We start from the raw sequence: 15378 nt of genomic DNA on the forward strand, positions 1-15378 counted from the left end.
CCAGATGGGTTAAGCCAAAACCATCTAAGTATCCCCATAAAAAGAAAAATGCCAGTCAGCTTAACTGACTGGCATTAGCCAAATTTGGCTCGTTTTTTTATTATTTTTTAATAACTATACTTGGCGATAGTCTTTAAAAAAGCGCTTCATTTTTAACATCGCATCCGATAAATCATCTTTGCTTGGTAAAAAGACCAACCTAAAATGATCAGGATCTGGCCAATTAAACGCCCTGCCATGCACAAGTAATATTTTTTCGGCTTTTAGCAAATCGTACATCATCTTTTCATCATCTTTGACGTTAAAAAGTGCTGTATCTACTTTGGCAAACGCATAGAGTGCGCCTTTAGGTTTTTTACAACTAATGCCTTCAATATCATTTAATCCACGCCATGCAATATCACGCTGCTCATATAAGCGCCCACCCGGGTTTATTAGACTATCAATTGATTGCACGCCGCCCAAAGCCTGTTGAATCGCATACTGTGCAGGTACATTGGCGCACAAACGCATAGATGAAAGTATTTCTAGGCCTTTGCGTAAATCATCCATTACCGAGGTACGACCGCTTAGAACCATCCACCCCATTCTCAGCCCCGCTGCACGGTATGTTTTTGCTAAACCATTAAAAGTAATAATAGGCACATCGTCGCAAAGTGAGCCGATTGAAGTATGCGTTATACCATCGTATAAAATCTTTTCGTAAATCTCATCGCTCAATAACAGCAGTTTATGTTCACGCGCTATATCAATTAATTGCATTAACAAATCATCACTGTAAACCGCACCAGTAGGATTATTAGGATTAATTAATACCAGAGCTTTAGTTTTAGATGTTATTTTGCTTTTTATATCTGCAATGTCCGGAAACCAATCTTGCTCTTCATCACATAAATAATGCACGGGATTACCACCCGATAACGTGACCGAAGCAGTCCAAAGTGGATAATCTGGAGCAGGAATAAGCACTTCGTCGCCATTATTTAATAGCGCTTGGGTGATCATCTGAATAAGTTCGCTTACGCCATTACCAATATAAATGTTATCTACATCTAAATTATGTAATCCACGTTGTTGATAGTGTTGATAAATAGCCACGCGGGCAGAATAGAGGCCTTTAGAGTCACAGTAACCTTGGGCTGAATATAAGTTGCGGATAATATCTCGGTGCATGTCCTCTGGCATATCAAAACCAAAAGCAGCCGGATTACCTATATTCAATTTTAATACTTTTTGACCTTCGTCTTCCATTTTTTTAGCTTGCGCTAAAACCGGCCCACGAATGTCATAACATACACCTTCTAATTTGTGACTCTTTTTAATATCAGACATTTTTACCTCGACTAGTGAGTCTTTAGACTAACCTAGTAAAGGCGTAAAATGCCAGCCTATTTAAACGCTTAATACTGAAATAAATTCACGTTTCAGTTTCAATAATTAACGAGATGCTAACCATTCATTTAGCTTAGCTTGAGAGCCTGTTACTTGAGCCATTAAGCTATTAGATGCGTCGATGGCTTCAGCTAAGTTATCTAGGTTTAAATTTTGTTCAATAACGCGAGATACTTCAGCAAGGCTTGAAGCACCAAACTGAGCAGCGTTAGATTTTAAGCTATGAGAATGACGAATCGCCGCTTCTCTGTCTTTTCCAATGGTTGCTAAAACTTCAGAGCCTAAACGCTCAAACTCCGAGCAGCAAAAATCAAGTGTATCAGCAAACTGCTCACCCAATAACGATTCCATACTCTCTAATGCTGATGTATCAATATTTATTTCTGTCATATTTTAAGCCCTTAAAACAATCCATGTAAATTACAGTTTAATAGTACTACTTTATATTGATGCGTAAAAAAAACCAACTTAATTACCTCATAAATGTATAATTGCGAGGATCATACTGGCAACAAAAAGTTTATTAAATGGCACGCACACTTTGTAATCATTGTAACTTTGCACTTAACACCTGTATTTGCAGCGCAATTACAAATATAAACAACAAAGTTAAGGTTATTATTCTACAGCACCCAAGCGAAGAAAAAATAGCAAAAAATACCGCTAAACTACTCAATTTGTGTCTAACTGATTGCCAAATAGTCAAAGGCGAAAATAATGACGACTTTTCTATTCTTAAATCACTGCCCGTAAGCTCAACTGTTTTGCTCTACCCTAACGAAAACGCTATTAATTTAGACGATAGCGCTGAGCAATCTAATATAAAAAACATCACCCATTTAATCGTGGTTGATGGTACATGGAAAAAAGCCTACAAAATTTTGCAGCTCACCACATTGCTAAATCAATTCAAAACGGTCAGTTTTAAACAGTTACCTAAAAATCGTTATGCTATTCGCAAAGCTCCTCGGGCCGACAGTCTTTCAACACTTGAAGCCGTAGCGCACAGTTTACTGCTTATAGAGCAGCTAGACCCAGCCCCACTTTATAATGTGCTTGATGAATTAATACAAAAACAAACCCAACACATGCCCGAGCACGTAAAAGCACGTTACTTAGATTAAATACGGTGCCATAAACTTAAATGCGTAGTTACCCAAACAGACTAAAACGTGGCTTTACTCGCCAAGGCCCCGATTATCGCTTTGAAGATCAAGTCGATTTTAGCGATATAAGAGATACCTTTGGTTTTAGATCAATGGTCGTTGGTAAATGGGTAACCAAAGAAGAGCGCTATATTAGTGCTAATTTAATTTACGATGCACTGGCAGACCTTGCGCAAATACTGCATTTACCGCCTAAAGCGATTGGCCTGCGCGGCAAGCTTAATTTTGCATTTGGTCATGGCGGTCAAAAAGGTGTGCAAGCACATTATAATGCGGCTTCTCAAACGCTTGCTCTTGCAAAAAATGCCGGCGGTGGCGCACTTGCTCATGAATGGTTTCACGCGTTTGATCATCACATAAGTGAGCATTTATTTGCAGCTAAACCCCGATTTGGTTTCGCCTCAAAATTATGGCTCTCAAACACGCCTAATTTATCGCACCCACTTAATAATACTTTGAACAGTTTTTATAAACATGTATTTTTAGATGAGCACGGCGTTGATGCAAATAACTTTGTACAAACGTGTATAGAACACGATAAAGCTCACAATATGAATTATATGAGCATGCCGGAAGAGCTTGCAGCTCGCTGTTTTGAAGCCTGTATTGAACGGCATTCAAGTATAAAAAATAGTTTTTTAGTGGGAGGCTTAAAAAGTAGTAATTTAATATACCCAAATATCGAGCATATTAATAAAGCAAATGAAGCGCTTAACCAATATTTTGAACTACTGGGTTATGCGCTTCATAAAATGGATTAAATCAGCTCTTAAAGTGATGCTTAGCTAAACCATTACCTGTACTAATGGTTAGCGAACTAAATCTAGTAATTTGTCTGTGCTCTGAACATTACAATAACCAAAGCTCAATGCAGCCATAAATGCATGATGAACATTATGTGCAGATACTACCACCCCATTAAATTCAAGATCTAATGTAGCACAAGCATCATGTGCTACATGACATTCATAGCCAAAATCTACTGCAGCACGAGTGACAGCATCAATACACATATGGCTCATAGCACCAACAATAATCAACCTTTCAACGTTGAGCTCTTCTAGTACTCTTTGTAAATCTGTATCGCGAAAACTATTTATTTGATGCTTTAAAACGACCGGCTCACCTTCAATTGGAGTAACCGTAGGATGGATTTTCGCACCATCAGAGTTAGGCACAAAGAACGGAGCCTCGTCAGAAGGAAACTCATGACGAACATGAACGACAGGCATACCATTATCACGAAATTGAGCTAGTAATATTGCTGCATTTTCTGAGGCTTTTTCAGTTCCAGATAAAGGCCATTTAGCTCCCTCGAATGTAGAGTAATAATCGTTTTGTAAATCAATAAGTAGTAATGCTATGTTAGACATAATAATCTCTCATGTTGTTTAGGTTATCTGTTGAGACTATTATGCAAAACATCAATCCATTACACCGATGGCGAAATAGCCATAAATCAGTTTAAAAATGACAAAGCATGTTCAGATCACAATTATCGACTACCCCAACGCCTTACAAAGTGCAGTACAAGGCTTTAAAGAGTTATTTTTTTTAGCAAACAGGATAGTTGTAGAAAGCCAGCTTAAAGTTAAGTTCTCTGTTAGGGTCATTCAGCCCGATATAGACTTAGATGGGATGAGCCAAAGTGATATTATTATTCTTCCACCAACCTTAGATGGTGATTACTACTACATGCCTCAACCCAAATTGTTGCAATATCTCAACGAGGCTCATCAAAAAGGGACTATATTATGCTCTGCTTGCGCTGGTGCATTTATACTTGCCAAAACCGGTTTATTAAATAATCGAGTTGCTACAACACATTGGCAATTAGCTGATGAATTTCATGAGGCATTCCCCAAAGTATCTCTTGAGATTGAAAGTTTACTAATTAATGACGGTGATATTATTAGCGCAGGAGGGCTAATGTCATGGATTGATCTAGGGCTAGAAATCGTTGCTCAATTCACAAAACCACACGTTATGCGTACACTTGGCAAGTTTCTTATCGTTGATACGGGTAAAAGAGAACAACGCTATTATGGCAGCTTTTCGCCAAAACTTAATCACGGGAATAAACAAATACTACAAGTTCAGCACTTCATTCAAGCAAATTATAATAAAAAACTGAATGTCTCCATGTTAGCTGCTTTGGCCTGTATGAGCGAACGAACATTTCTTAGAAAATTTACCCATGCTACAACATTAAAGCCGATACAGTATATTCAAAAAATAAGAGTGCAAAAGGCATGTGAGCTATTAGAATCGACCACTCACAGTTTTGAGCGAGTAGCTCTAAATATTGGCTATGATGATGTAAACAGTTTTCGCAAAGTATTTATTAAAACAATAGGGTTAAGCCCTACAGCGTTTAAAGAAAGGTTTGTTTAAATAGATAATACCAAAGAGAAGAGCCATTAATTACCGTTGTGTTCTCACTTCACTATTAAAATAAATGGCTATTATTCTAATTATTGAATTAAAGGTACAAAGCTTTCACTTTTATACTTAGTAAACTTGTTGTATCCGCTTAATAAAGCAAATGAAGCGCTTAACCAGTACTTTGAACTACTGGGTTACGCGCTTCATAAAATAGATGAGTAATGTCTATATTTGGTGATTACTTATCGTCACTAATACGACTTGCAACTGCACTGTTTTGATCTTTATATTTAGCATCTTTACGAATATTGTATGGGTTTTCACACGGGCCCGATAACATTTCAAAGCTCATTGCACCAATTTTCATCAGTGGGCGAAGCGCCAGTGGTAATTTACCTGAGTTGTAAAACTCTAACACAATATTACCGCTCCATCCTGGATCTATTCGGTGCGCAGTTACATGCACCATTAAACCTAAACGTGCTAGCGATGAGCGTCCATCTAACCAACCTACTATGTCTGCTGGCAGAGTTACTTTTTCGTGTGTAATAGCTAGAGCAAGTTCACCTGGGTGTAAAAAGAATGCTTCACCTTCATCAAGCACTATTTCTTCACTCATGATTGATTCCATGGCTTTATTTAGCTGATCTTTTGGACCACTCAAATCGACGTATGCCGCGTTGTGCGCATTAAAGGTTCTAAATTTATTACCTAAGCGTAAATCGGCAGTAACACCTGAAATCATATCGCTTGTAGGTGCAGGCTCAATAACAATGCGGCCATCGTTTAAGTATTCATTAATATGTGTGTCTGAAAGTCTCATTATTTATTAATCTTCTGTAATCACAATTTCAATCGGATTGTGATGCTGTTGATAATAGAGCGTGCTGGCTATAAGCCTCGCTGCTGCGCTGTATGTTTTGCTTATTGCGGCGTCGTTATCATTGGCAATAAGTTTGCCCTGCTCAGAGTATTCTCGAATATCTATAGCAAGAGGAATATGGCTAAGTACGGGCACGCCATGCTTGTGCGCCAATTTTTGTGCGCCGTCTTTACCAAATACATGATTAGCTTCACCACAATGGCTGCAAATGAAGTGGCTCATGTTTTCAATTAAACCAAGCACTGGCACGTTTACTTTATTAAACATGGCAATGCCTTTTTGCGCATCGGCAAGGGCTAAGTCTTGCGGCGTAGTGACAATAACAGTGCCGCTCGCTGGTACTTTTTGACTCATTGTAAGTTGAATATCACCAGTGCCCGGTGGCATATCTACAATTAAATAATCAAGCTCGCCCCAATCGGTTTCGTTAAGTAACTGGCTCAGCGCGCCTGAAGCCATTGGTCCGCGCCATACGGTGGCGTCATCGCTTGGGACTAAAAAGCCAATTGACTGCGCTTTAATGCCGTTTGCATCAAAAGGCTGTAGCTGTTTGTTATCTTTAGTGACGGGCTCTGCGCCCACCAAGCCCAAAAGCATTGGAATCGACGGCCCATAAATATCAGCATCTAAAATACCGACCTTTACGCCTTCATTTTTAAGGGCGCCCGCCAAGTTAACGGCAGTAGTCGACTTACCTACTCCTCCTTTGCCTGAGGCAATAAGTACAATATGTTTAATCGCTTTAAATTTAGCCGCCTCTTTAATGATAACCTTGGCGCTAATTGTTACAGCCACATTTAAGCTTTCACTTACGTGTTGCTCAACTAAAGGCATTTCTGATTGCCCAGCAAATGGTAAGGTTAATTTAATGTGTAGTGATTTATCGTCATTTTGAGTAATAGTATCAATGAAGCTTTCGTCAATACCCACGGCAAAAGCCGCACTACGGTATGCCGCTAAGGCAGTAATAATCGGTTGTTTTTGCACCGATTTAGAAGAGAATAGTTTCGACAGTCCAAACATAGCAATTAAATAGCGTTTCTTTGATGAAAAGTGCCACGGAATTATGTAACATTCAGGGCATTAACACCAGTCAATTAATAAAAATCCATAAGCTGTGTGCACTCTAAGCAAATAGCTTGTAGATAAATTAATGATAATTGCCGTTTGTATAATAAAAACGGCGTTTTATCCTCAATTCGGAATGATTATGACGCAGCGAAAGATCCTGATTACCAGCGCATTACCTTATGCAAATGGCCCTACTCACTTAGGTCATTTATTGGAATATATTCAAACTGATATTTGGTCACGTTTTCAAAAACTACAGGGCCACGAAGCTTATTATGTTTGCGCAGACGATGCCCACGGCACACCAATTATGCTTAATGCGCAAAAGCAAGGGATCACGCCTGAAGAAATGGTAAAACAAGTGAGCATAGAGCGCCAACGCGACTTCGCTGACTTTAATATCAAATTTGATAACTACCACAGCACGCACAGCCAAGAAAACAAAGAATTAAGCGAACTTATTTATAACCGCCTAAACGATGCCGGTCATATTAAAAAGCACACTATTTCGCAATTATTCGACCCTGAAAAAGGTATTTTCTTACCCGATCGTTTTGTAACAGGTACTTGCCCAACGTGTAAGTCTGAAAACCAAAACGGCGACAGTTGTGATTCGTGTGGTGCTACATACAGCCCTACCGAACTCATTAATCCGCGTTCTGTAATGTCAGGTGCAGAGCCTGTACTTAAAGATTCTGAACATTACTTTTTTGACCTGCCAGCATTTGAAGGCATGCTAAAAGAGTGGTTACACTCGGGCACTATTCAACAAGAAATGGCTAACAAGCTAGACGAATGGTTTACCGATGGCTTGCAGCAGTGGGATATTAGCCGTGATGCGCCTTACTTTGGTTTTGAAATTCCAAATGCACCAGGCAAATACTTCTACGTTTGGTTAGATGCACCTATTGGTTACATGGCGAGCTTTAAAAACCTGTGTGACAAAACAGGCATCAACTTTGATGAATTTTGGGCTGAAGGTTCAGACGCTGAGCTTTATCACTTTATTGGTAAAGACATCATTTATTTCCACAGCTTATTTTGGCCAGCAATGCTAGAAGGCGCTAATTTTAGAAAGCCAACTAACGTATTCGCTCACGGATTTGTGACTGTAAATGGCGAAAAAATGTCTAAATCAAAGGGTACGTTTATTAAAGCGCGTACGTATTTAGATAACTTAAACCCAGAGTACTTACGTTACTACTACGCAGCAAAATTAAGCAGCGGTATTGTTGACCTTGATTTAAACCTAGAAGACTTTGCACAACGAGTAAATTCAGACCTAGTAGGTAAAGTAGTAAACATAGCGAGCCGTTGTGCTGGCTTTATTACTAAAAAGTTTGATGGCAAGCTAAGCAGCACTATTATGCAACCAGAGCTGTTAGCAGAGTTTCAAGCGGCTGCACCTAGCATTACAACACACTATGAGAACCGCGATTACAGCCGTGCAATTCGCGAAATAATGGCGCTTGCCGACAAAGCAAACCAATTTATTGATGGCGCAGCACCTTGGGTGTTAATTAAAGACGACACTAAGCAACAAGAAGCACACGAAGTGTGCTCTCTTGGTCTTAACTTATTCCGCGTTTTAATTACTTATTTAAAACCAGTGCTTCCAGAAATGGCCGATAACGTACAAGCGTTTTTAAATGACGACCTTGCATGGGACGGCGTTCAAAACGCACTAGTAAGCCACCCTATCAATAAATTTAAGCCGTTAATGCAACGTGTTGAAATGGATAAAGTGAACAAAATGGTTGAAGAATCTAAAGAAAGCTTAGCGCCAACAGTAACTATTGACCCTAACAGCCCACTTGCAAAAGAGCCAATTAGCGACGAAATAGAGTTTGATGACTTTGCAAAAGTAGATTTACGCGTAGCCAAAATTGCTAAAGCAGAACACGTAGAAGGCGCAGATAAACTACTTAAGCTAACACTTGATTTAGGCGGCGAAACTCGCCAAGTGTTTGCGGGTATTAAATCTGCTTACGCTCCAGAGGATCTTGAAGGCAAGCTAACCGTTATGGTTGCTAACCTTAAGCCTCGTAAAATGCGCTTTGGCATGTCTGAAGGCATGGTATTAGCAGCAGGCCCTGGCGGAAAAGAAATTTATATTCTTAACCCAGATGACGGCTCAGAGCCTGGTATGCGCGTAATGTAATATTACTCATACTATAAAAAACCGTTGATGTATCAGCGGTTTTTTTATGGGCAAAAGCAATGTTTAGTCGTATATTAAGCCTAGCCGTTTATACAAACGCCTTTGCATTAAATAAAGTGAATTGTAATTATGACCCAGATTTTAGATGCCAACAGAACAAAAGTAAGTAGCCAAATAAAGCAACACAAGTTAGTCGCCATACTGCGCTTAAAACAACAAAGCGATGTAGCACCATTAATTGATTGTTTAGGGCCTGTTTATCTTTCGAGGTTAAATTTGCAGCAGACTGTTTGGTGTTTAGGCAAGGCAGAGCCTATGTAGTGTGGTTATTCCCCATAAATAGGCGATAACGCAGCATAAATGCCAAACAGGCGCTGCCCGAAGGGTTCTGCCTAGGGGCAATTTACTCTTTGTTGCTCGGTTTTTACTTAGCCCACTAGGTTACAAACCTCGCGCCGCGATTAAATAGCCCCTAGATTGAACAAATTTTAATCCTGAAAGGTCAACAGGCCCTAATAAATGCGGGCATAAACGCATTAGAGATCACGTCAAACACACCTGGCTTTGAGCAAGAAATAGCAAAAGCGCGTGCAGCTCATAAAAACGCACTTATTGGTGCAGGCACAATAATAAATACCACCCTTGCCCAGCAAGCAATTGATGCGGGTGCACAGTTTATTGTAACGCCAAATACCAACAAATCAGTTGTCGAACTTGCCCACCAACATGGTTTGCCAGTATTAATGGGCGCACTAACGCCTACCGATGTAGCAAATGCAATTGAATATAACGCAGATATTATTAAAGTATTTCCTGCCGGCAGTATGGGCGTTGGTTACTTTAAAGCATTAACGGGTCCATTTTCAGAAGCACAATTAATGCCTGTTGGTGGTGTGAATTTAGATAATTTATCACAATGGTTTGAAGCAGGCGCTTGCGGCGCTGCAGTCAGTGGCGATTTTTGTAAGGTATTAAACACTGAACAAGAGCGTAGTGATCTCACCAAGCTTGTAAAAAACTATATAAGTAAACTGCCTAAATAGGCAGTTCACTTTATTTATAAAATAGTTATATGTACGCTCATAAATTTGATTGGGCGCTATACAAAATTAACTATTACTAATTAATTCAGCTTTTTCAATACACGTTCTTTTCTTGGTAGGTAATAATTATCGTAATCAAGTGACACTATAACGCGCTCTGCTTTTCCTAATAACTCATCACGCGGAATTAAACCAATTACACGCGAGTCAGCGCTATTATCGCGGTTGTCGCCCATTGCTAAATAATAATCATCCGGAATGGTGATTGCATCAAACCCCGATAAACGTGAAGGAATATTTGCCACTCTTATCGAATGCTCTAGCCCGTTTAAATTTTCAATTTTATCAAGCGAGTCTATGTTGCTTCGCTGATCTGCATAATTAAGCTTTTTACCATTAATAATGAGCTCGTTGTTTTCTAGCGCAACGGTATCTCCTGGTACACCTATTACACGTTTAATTAAGCGGTTATCGGCAGCTTGTGAGTCAAAAACAATAATATCACCGGTTTGTGGGTCCGCTAGTTTAAGTAATTTTATATGCGTAAATGGTAGACGGATATCGTAAGCCATTTTATCCGTTAAAATTCTGTCGCCTTCTTGAATGGTTGGCTTCATTGAGCCTGTTGGCACTTCGTACCAGTCAGCTACAGCGCTTCTAAATACGCTCATCAGTGCTATAAATACGATAAGAGCGCGGTTGTTTTTCCAAAACCTATAAAGCGGTTTCATATTATTTCCCTGCGTTAATTAAGTATTATTATGACTAACTAAATACAGAGCAGTTCAATGTAGAGTGTAACAAAAAGTGTGAGGTTTACGGCGGGTATAGCAAGGTAGTTGCTTACCTTGCTATATGATCAATCTGAAAATTAGATTATAAATTATTGTTGATTTAGTTTTTCTTTTGCTTCTTTTACTTTTTCAAAATCCAAACCAAGTTCGTCAGTCGCTTCTTTGATCAGATGCGGTTGCGTCATCACGACTGCCATAAGTTGCTGTAGTTTCTCTGGCGGAATACCAAGCTCTTGAACAAGCGCCATTGCCATCATTGGGTTTTGAGTAAACGCTTCAAACAATGCTTTTACTTTTTCATCGCTTACATTGTGCTCTTTAAGTATTGCTAGTATTGGGTTCATTTTTAACCTTGTGTGTTTTGTACGTATTTTATATTACTAAATTATATTAGCTGAGCCATGCATTAACAACGTCAATACACGTCCCAGTGTTACATCCCATGGTTATTCTACAAGTAAAACCACTTTTCCTGCGTTTTCATTACGCTCTAAAATAGCGTGAGCTTCGCTTGCTTCGCCCCATGGTAGTGTTTTATACAGGTTAAAGTCGTACTTTTTAGTAGCAATATCATTGTAAAAACGCGCTACAAAGTCGTCGCGCACCTGGCGTTTAAACTCAATACTACGATTTCTAAGCGTTGATGCATGAAACGAAATACGTTTGCGTAAAAGCGCGGCAAAATCCACTTCTGCAAAACGTCCATCTAAAAATGCAAGCATAACAATTTGGCAATCCATCGCTGCAATAGCGGCATTTTTATTTAAATAACTACCCGAAACAGGATCTACAATTGCATTTGCTGTTAACTCATGTTCTTTCATGTATTCTACAAAGTCGGTAGTTTTGTAGTTAATTGCATGATCGGCACCGAGTTCTTTTGCATGTTGGCATTTATCATCCGTACCGGCAGTAACAACAACGGTAGCACCTGCGCTTTTAGCCATTTGAATTGCAGCACCGCCTACGCCACTCGCACCTGCATGAATAAGTGCTGTTTGTCCTTTTTGCAATTTACCAAGCTCAAATAACGCGCCAAATGCTGTTAGGTACACTTCGCTTATTGCAGCGCCTTCAGCCATTGTTACATCATCGGGTAATTCCATAAGCTGCTTTGCATCAACGGCTACATATTCACTATAAGCGCCGCCTGAGCACAAGGTAAAAACACGTTTATTAAGCCAAACTCTATCAACTTTACCGCCAATATCACTAACTACACCAGCGCATTCTAAACCTAAAATTGGGCTATCTCCCGCAGGAGCCGGGTATTTTCCTTGACGCTGCATGCTATCTGCACGGTTCACACCTATAGCTTCTACTTTTACGAGTACTTCATGGCTCTTTAAAACCGGTTTTTCGGTTTCACTAAATGCAAGATTGCCATCTTCATGAGAAATATATTTCATTGTCGCTCCAAGTTTAAAAACTGTAATTACATATAGATGGGGATGAACACAGATTCAAACAACCTCAAAATCGCCAACTTTGTTTATAAGGATAAACATCGGGTAGATAGCCATTATATATTTGTTGCTGGCAGCCTTCCCAAAATGTCGCTAAAAACAAATGACTGTGCTCGTTATTAAAATAGTTAAACGCAAGTTCGTTAGCACTAAAAAACACCTTAAATTGGCTCGGAAATATATCATTTTCGGCTATATCAAAATACGAGTGGCTACTTAGCTCTTCAAGTGCATTTTGGGTTTGTGGCACCTCTCTAAAGTTGCAATCGGTCAGTGGGCAAATTTCGTCAAAGTCGTAAAATACCACTCGTCCCCATCGCGTTACGCCAAAATTTTTCATTAGCATGTCGCCCGGAAATATATTAGCGCCGGCAAGCTCCTTTATTGCTTTACCGTAATCATGCATCACTCTTTCTAAGGTTTTGTTATCGCATTGGTTAATATACAAATTAAGCGGGGTCATTTTACGCTCAACATAAACGTGCTTTAAAATAAGTGCCTTGCCCGATATAACCATACTGCTACCAATTTGGTTTTTCATCTGCTCGAGCAGTTCGTCGCTAAAACGACTTAAATCAAACGCTAAATATCTAAATTCGTGTGTGTCTACCAAACGACCAACCCTATCTGCTTGTTTTACAAAGTTATATTTTTCTTTCACCTGTGCTTTAGTAGCTGTTTTTGGCGCGCTAAATTTGTCTTTTATTACTTTATATACGTAATCTAGCCCTTCAATAGTAAAGACCAGCATTACCATGCCCGGAGTACCTGGCGCTGTAACATATTTAAAGTTGGCTGGACTATTTTTAGTGGTATCAACTTTGTGCCGATAAAACTCAGTTTTGGCGTGCTTTATAAAACCAATCGCGTTAAATAATTCAAAGCGTTGTTTGTGCGGCATTAACACGCTTAAGTAATCTACATAACGAGCAGGCTGGTCGGTATCAACCATAAAATACGTGCGCGCAAAACCAAATAATAAACTTAATTGATCGGCGCCCATCATTACAGCATCAAGCTTTAGTCCCTCATCGGTATTTAAAATAGCGATAGCAAAAGGCATGTTGTCGCCATTTTTAGCAATGCAGCGCCCAATTAAATAACAGGCTTTGTTTCTAAAAAATAATGAGTTGGCGTATTCAATATAACCGTCGTTTAAATTTATAAGTTCGTACACCTGTTTGCATTGCTGCTTAGCGCCTTGCATTAATGTACTTTGTAACGTGGCTACATCGCTCGCTAACTGACTAAATGGCAATCTAAACACTTGATTAGTAATAAGCGTTTTAACGGCGTTATTAAACCCGTTTTGTAGCGATATCCTGCTCACTAAGCTTTCATAAGAGCGCGGCTCACTACGATACTTTGCTTTTAATACAAACAAATGCACAGTACGAATTTTTTTATCGTCCCAAATTGCGCCAAACGTTGAGTTAAAAAAGGTATGCGCAATAGGTTTATTTTCGTGATTTTGTACCATATCGCCATAAATATTTTTAGCTAGCTGCCACGTTTGCGGGCAAGTAAGTTCAGCGTAAGCAATAACTCGCACTGCTTCACTCACATTTTTTACTTCGCGCTCATACACTTGTAAACGCTCACGCATAGCGCTTTGTACATCATGGTATTTTTGTTGTTCAAAACGGCTTTGTGCACCCAGTGTAATATTTAAAAATTGCGAAAACATAGCCTCAAAACCAGCAAAAATAGATCGTGCAAGCTTACTGGCTACAACGCGTTGTAGCGCATTATTAGATTGATTTGTTAGCCTATTTTGCATAAATACAGCACTTATATTGATGCCAGTTATGGCGGTTATTTTTTATTAATTGTTTACACCTTAGCAAGCAGGCTTTAATTTAGATAATTAATAAAGCATATAATTTAAATTGATCATATGAATATAAGAAACGTCGATCTCAACCTTCTCGTTTATTTAAATGTGTTAATAGATGAAAAAAGTGTGTCTAAAGCTGCAAATAAACTCGCGCTTACGCAACCTGCTATGAGTAACGCATTAAAGCGTCTGCGCGATTTATTTGACGACCCGCTACTTGTGCGTGCCGCTGGCTCAATGACGCCAACAGCTAAAGCACTTGCATTAAAGCCCGAAGTTGAGGCGCTATTAAAAATGGCCGAAGCTATTACGCAGCCTAGTGAGCAATTTAACCCTGCAACGGCTGAAGTTACGTTTAGAATAATGGCAAACGACTACATAGAGTCGACCTTAATAGCCCCTTTTATAACCGCGCAGCTTAGTAAAAACCCCGGTATTAATTTCGATATATTAAGCCCAAGCGACGTAAACCTACAAGACATGGAAAAAGGCACTATCGATTTAGCCATAAACCGCTTTAATGGCCTACCACGCTCGTTTCATCAAGCCAGTGTTTGGCGCGATAACTACTGTTGTTTAACGCATCCTAAAAATACATTTTTACAACGTTCAGGGTTAGACGACTACTTAAAAAAAGAACATATTTGGGTAAACCGTGCAGGTTGGGGGCCAGAGGCTGCTGTTACTAATAAATCGGGAAAGCAAAAATTAGGCTGGGTAGACGAAGCGCTTTGGCAACTCGAACAAACCCGTAAAATACGTGTTTTTACTCGCCACTACATGGTTGCAAGCCTGCTTTGCCAATCAGAGGAACTTATTGCCACCCTACCGCGCAGGCAAGCTAAGTTATTAACTTCTCATACTGATTTAGTAATCAGCCCGGTGCCGTTTCAAATAGTGCCTATTGAGGTAAAAATGATATGGAGCCCACTGCTGCACCATGCCCCTGCGCACCAATGGTTAAGGCGTGAGCTATTAGTGTTTGCTAAAACAATTGCGGACAGATAATTAAGAGTAAGCATTTAATTAGTACTCAAGAGCCTAACGCGAAAGCCAGTGCTATGTACTGAATCATCAGATTTTGAGCTGATAGCTTGGTTAGCATTTTAAATACATTGTGTTAGAAACTACCTAATAAAAGCTGGAAGTCCAGCTCAAATACAATGTTCGCTAAAGAATT

Annotated in this window: 16 protein-coding genes; 7 read left to right on the forward strand and 9 right to left on the reverse strand. The window is 39.5% G+C overall.

Annotated features, from left to right (window positions below; genetic code table 11):
• Positions 1-114: 114 nt before the first annotated feature.
• On the reverse strand, positions 115-1332 hold the full coding sequence (locus I6F66_RS14385) for a pyridoxal phosphate-dependent aminotransferase (RefSeq protein ID WP_010554238.1): 1218 nt from the start codon (positions 1330-1332) through the stop codon (positions 115-117).
• A gap of 105 nt (positions 1333-1437) precedes the next feature.
• Positions 1438-1782 (reverse strand): Hpt domain-containing protein, encoded by a 345-nt coding sequence (locus tag I6F66_RS14390; protein ID WP_007582543.1) that lies wholly within the window; start codon positions 1780-1782, stop codon positions 1438-1440.
• 137 nt (positions 1783-1919) lie between these two features.
• Here I6F66_RS14390 and I6F66_RS14395 point away from each other — a divergent pair, with 137 nt between their 5' ends.
• Both I6F66_RS14395 and I6F66_RS14400 read left to right on the forward strand, forming a co-directional pair.
• Positions 1920-2516, forward strand: coding sequence for a tRNA-uridine aminocarboxypropyltransferase (locus I6F66_RS14395; protein WP_197209393.1), 597 nt, complete (start codon positions 1920-1922; stop codon positions 2514-2516).
• A 20-nt stretch (positions 2517-2536) separates the two neighbouring features.
• Positions 2537-3319: a CLCA_X family protein gene (locus I6F66_RS14400; RefSeq protein WP_197209394.1), complete on the forward strand. Its 783-nt coding sequence runs from the start codon at positions 2537-2539 to the stop codon at positions 3317-3319.
• Between the two features lie 48 nt (positions 3320-3367).
• Here I6F66_RS14400 and I6F66_RS14405 read toward each other — a convergent pair whose 3' ends face one another.
• Positions 3368-3931, reverse strand: a complete 564-nt coding sequence (locus I6F66_RS14405) for a cysteine hydrolase family protein (protein ID WP_024592527.1) — start codon at positions 3929-3931, stop codon at positions 3368-3370.
• A 97-nt stretch (positions 3932-4028) separates the two neighbouring features.
• Between I6F66_RS14405 and I6F66_RS14410 the strand changes: the two genes are divergently transcribed.
• Positions 4029-4952 (forward strand): GlxA family transcriptional regulator, encoded by a 924-nt coding sequence (locus tag I6F66_RS14410; protein WP_197209395.1) that lies wholly within the window; start codon positions 4029-4031, stop codon positions 4950-4952.
• A gap of 229 nt (positions 4953-5181) precedes the next feature.
• On the opposite strand, the gene dcd is transcribed toward I6F66_RS14410, so the two are convergent.
• Together dcd and apbC are read right to left on the reverse strand one after the other, a co-directional pair.
• Entirely contained in the window at positions 5182-5766 is a 585-nt protein-coding gene (dcd, locus tag I6F66_RS14415; protein ID WP_197209396.1) for a dCTP deaminase, read from the reverse strand.
• Between the two features lie 6 nt (positions 5767-5772).
• Positions 5773-6849 carry an iron-sulfur cluster carrier protein ApbC gene (gene apbC, locus I6F66_RS14420; protein WP_197179516.1) on the reverse strand — a complete coding sequence of 359 codons (1077 nt, stop codon included), beginning with the start codon at positions 6847-6849 and terminating at the stop codon, positions 5773-5775.
• A 187-nt stretch (positions 6850-7036) separates the two neighbouring features.
• Between apbC and metG the strand changes: the two genes are divergently transcribed.
• The 3 genes from metG to I6F66_RS14435 all read left to right on the forward strand — a co-directional run bounded on the left by metG (position 7037) and on the right by I6F66_RS14435 (position 10101).
• Complete coding sequence (metG, locus tag I6F66_RS14425; RefSeq protein ID WP_197179524.1) at positions 7037-9058, forward strand: methionine--tRNA ligase; 2022 nt, start codon at positions 7037-7039, stop codon at positions 9056-9058.
• A 129-nt stretch (positions 9059-9187) separates the two neighbouring features.
• Positions 9188-9379: a hypothetical protein gene (locus I6F66_RS22575; protein WP_231611884.1), complete on the forward strand. Its 192-nt coding sequence runs from the start codon at positions 9188-9190 to the stop codon at positions 9377-9379.
• A gap of 155 nt (positions 9380-9534) precedes the next feature.
• Positions 9535-10101, forward strand: coding sequence for a bifunctional 4-hydroxy-2-oxoglutarate aldolase/2-dehydro-3-deoxy-phosphogluconate aldolase (locus I6F66_RS14435; protein ID WP_197209432.1), 567 nt, complete (start codon positions 9535-9537; stop codon positions 10099-10101).
• Positions 10102-10181: 80 nt separating this feature from the next.
• On the opposite strand, the gene lepB is transcribed toward I6F66_RS14435, so the two are convergent.
• The 4 genes from lepB to aceK all read right to left on the reverse strand — a co-directional run bounded on the left by lepB (position 10182) and on the right by aceK (position 14141).
• Complete coding sequence (lepB, locus tag I6F66_RS14440) at positions 10182-10832, reverse strand: signal peptidase I (RefSeq protein ID WP_197179528.1); 651 nt, start codon at positions 10830-10832, stop codon at positions 10182-10184.
• A gap of 152 nt (positions 10833-10984) precedes the next feature.
• Positions 10985-11239: a DUF2999 family protein gene (locus I6F66_RS14445; protein ID WP_002963210.1), complete on the reverse strand. Its 255-nt coding sequence runs from the start codon at positions 11237-11239 to the stop codon at positions 10985-10987.
• A gap of 102 nt (positions 11240-11341) precedes the next feature.
• Positions 11342-12304, reverse strand: coding sequence for a zinc-binding dehydrogenase (locus tag I6F66_RS14450; protein ID WP_197179530.1), 963 nt, complete (start codon positions 12302-12304; stop codon positions 11342-11344).
• A 64-nt stretch (positions 12305-12368) separates the two neighbouring features.
• Positions 12369-14141 (reverse strand): bifunctional isocitrate dehydrogenase kinase/phosphatase, encoded by a 1773-nt coding sequence (aceK, locus tag I6F66_RS14455; protein ID WP_197209397.1) that lies wholly within the window; start codon positions 14139-14141, stop codon positions 12369-12371.
• 117 nt (positions 14142-14258) lie between these two features.
• Here aceK and I6F66_RS14460 point away from each other — a divergent pair, with 117 nt between their 5' ends.
• Positions 14259-15206 carry a LysR family transcriptional regulator gene (locus I6F66_RS14460; protein ID WP_197209398.1) on the forward strand — a complete coding sequence of 316 codons (948 nt, stop codon included), beginning with the start codon at positions 14259-14261 and terminating at the stop codon, positions 15204-15206.
• Positions 15207-15378 lie beyond the last annotated feature (172 nt).

The sequence above is a fragment of the Pseudoalteromonas sp. NZS100_1 genome, from assembly GCF_015864285.1.
GTDB classification, from domain to species: domain Bacteria; phylum Pseudomonadota; class Gammaproteobacteria; order Enterobacterales; family Alteromonadaceae; genus Pseudoalteromonas; species Pseudoalteromonas arctica.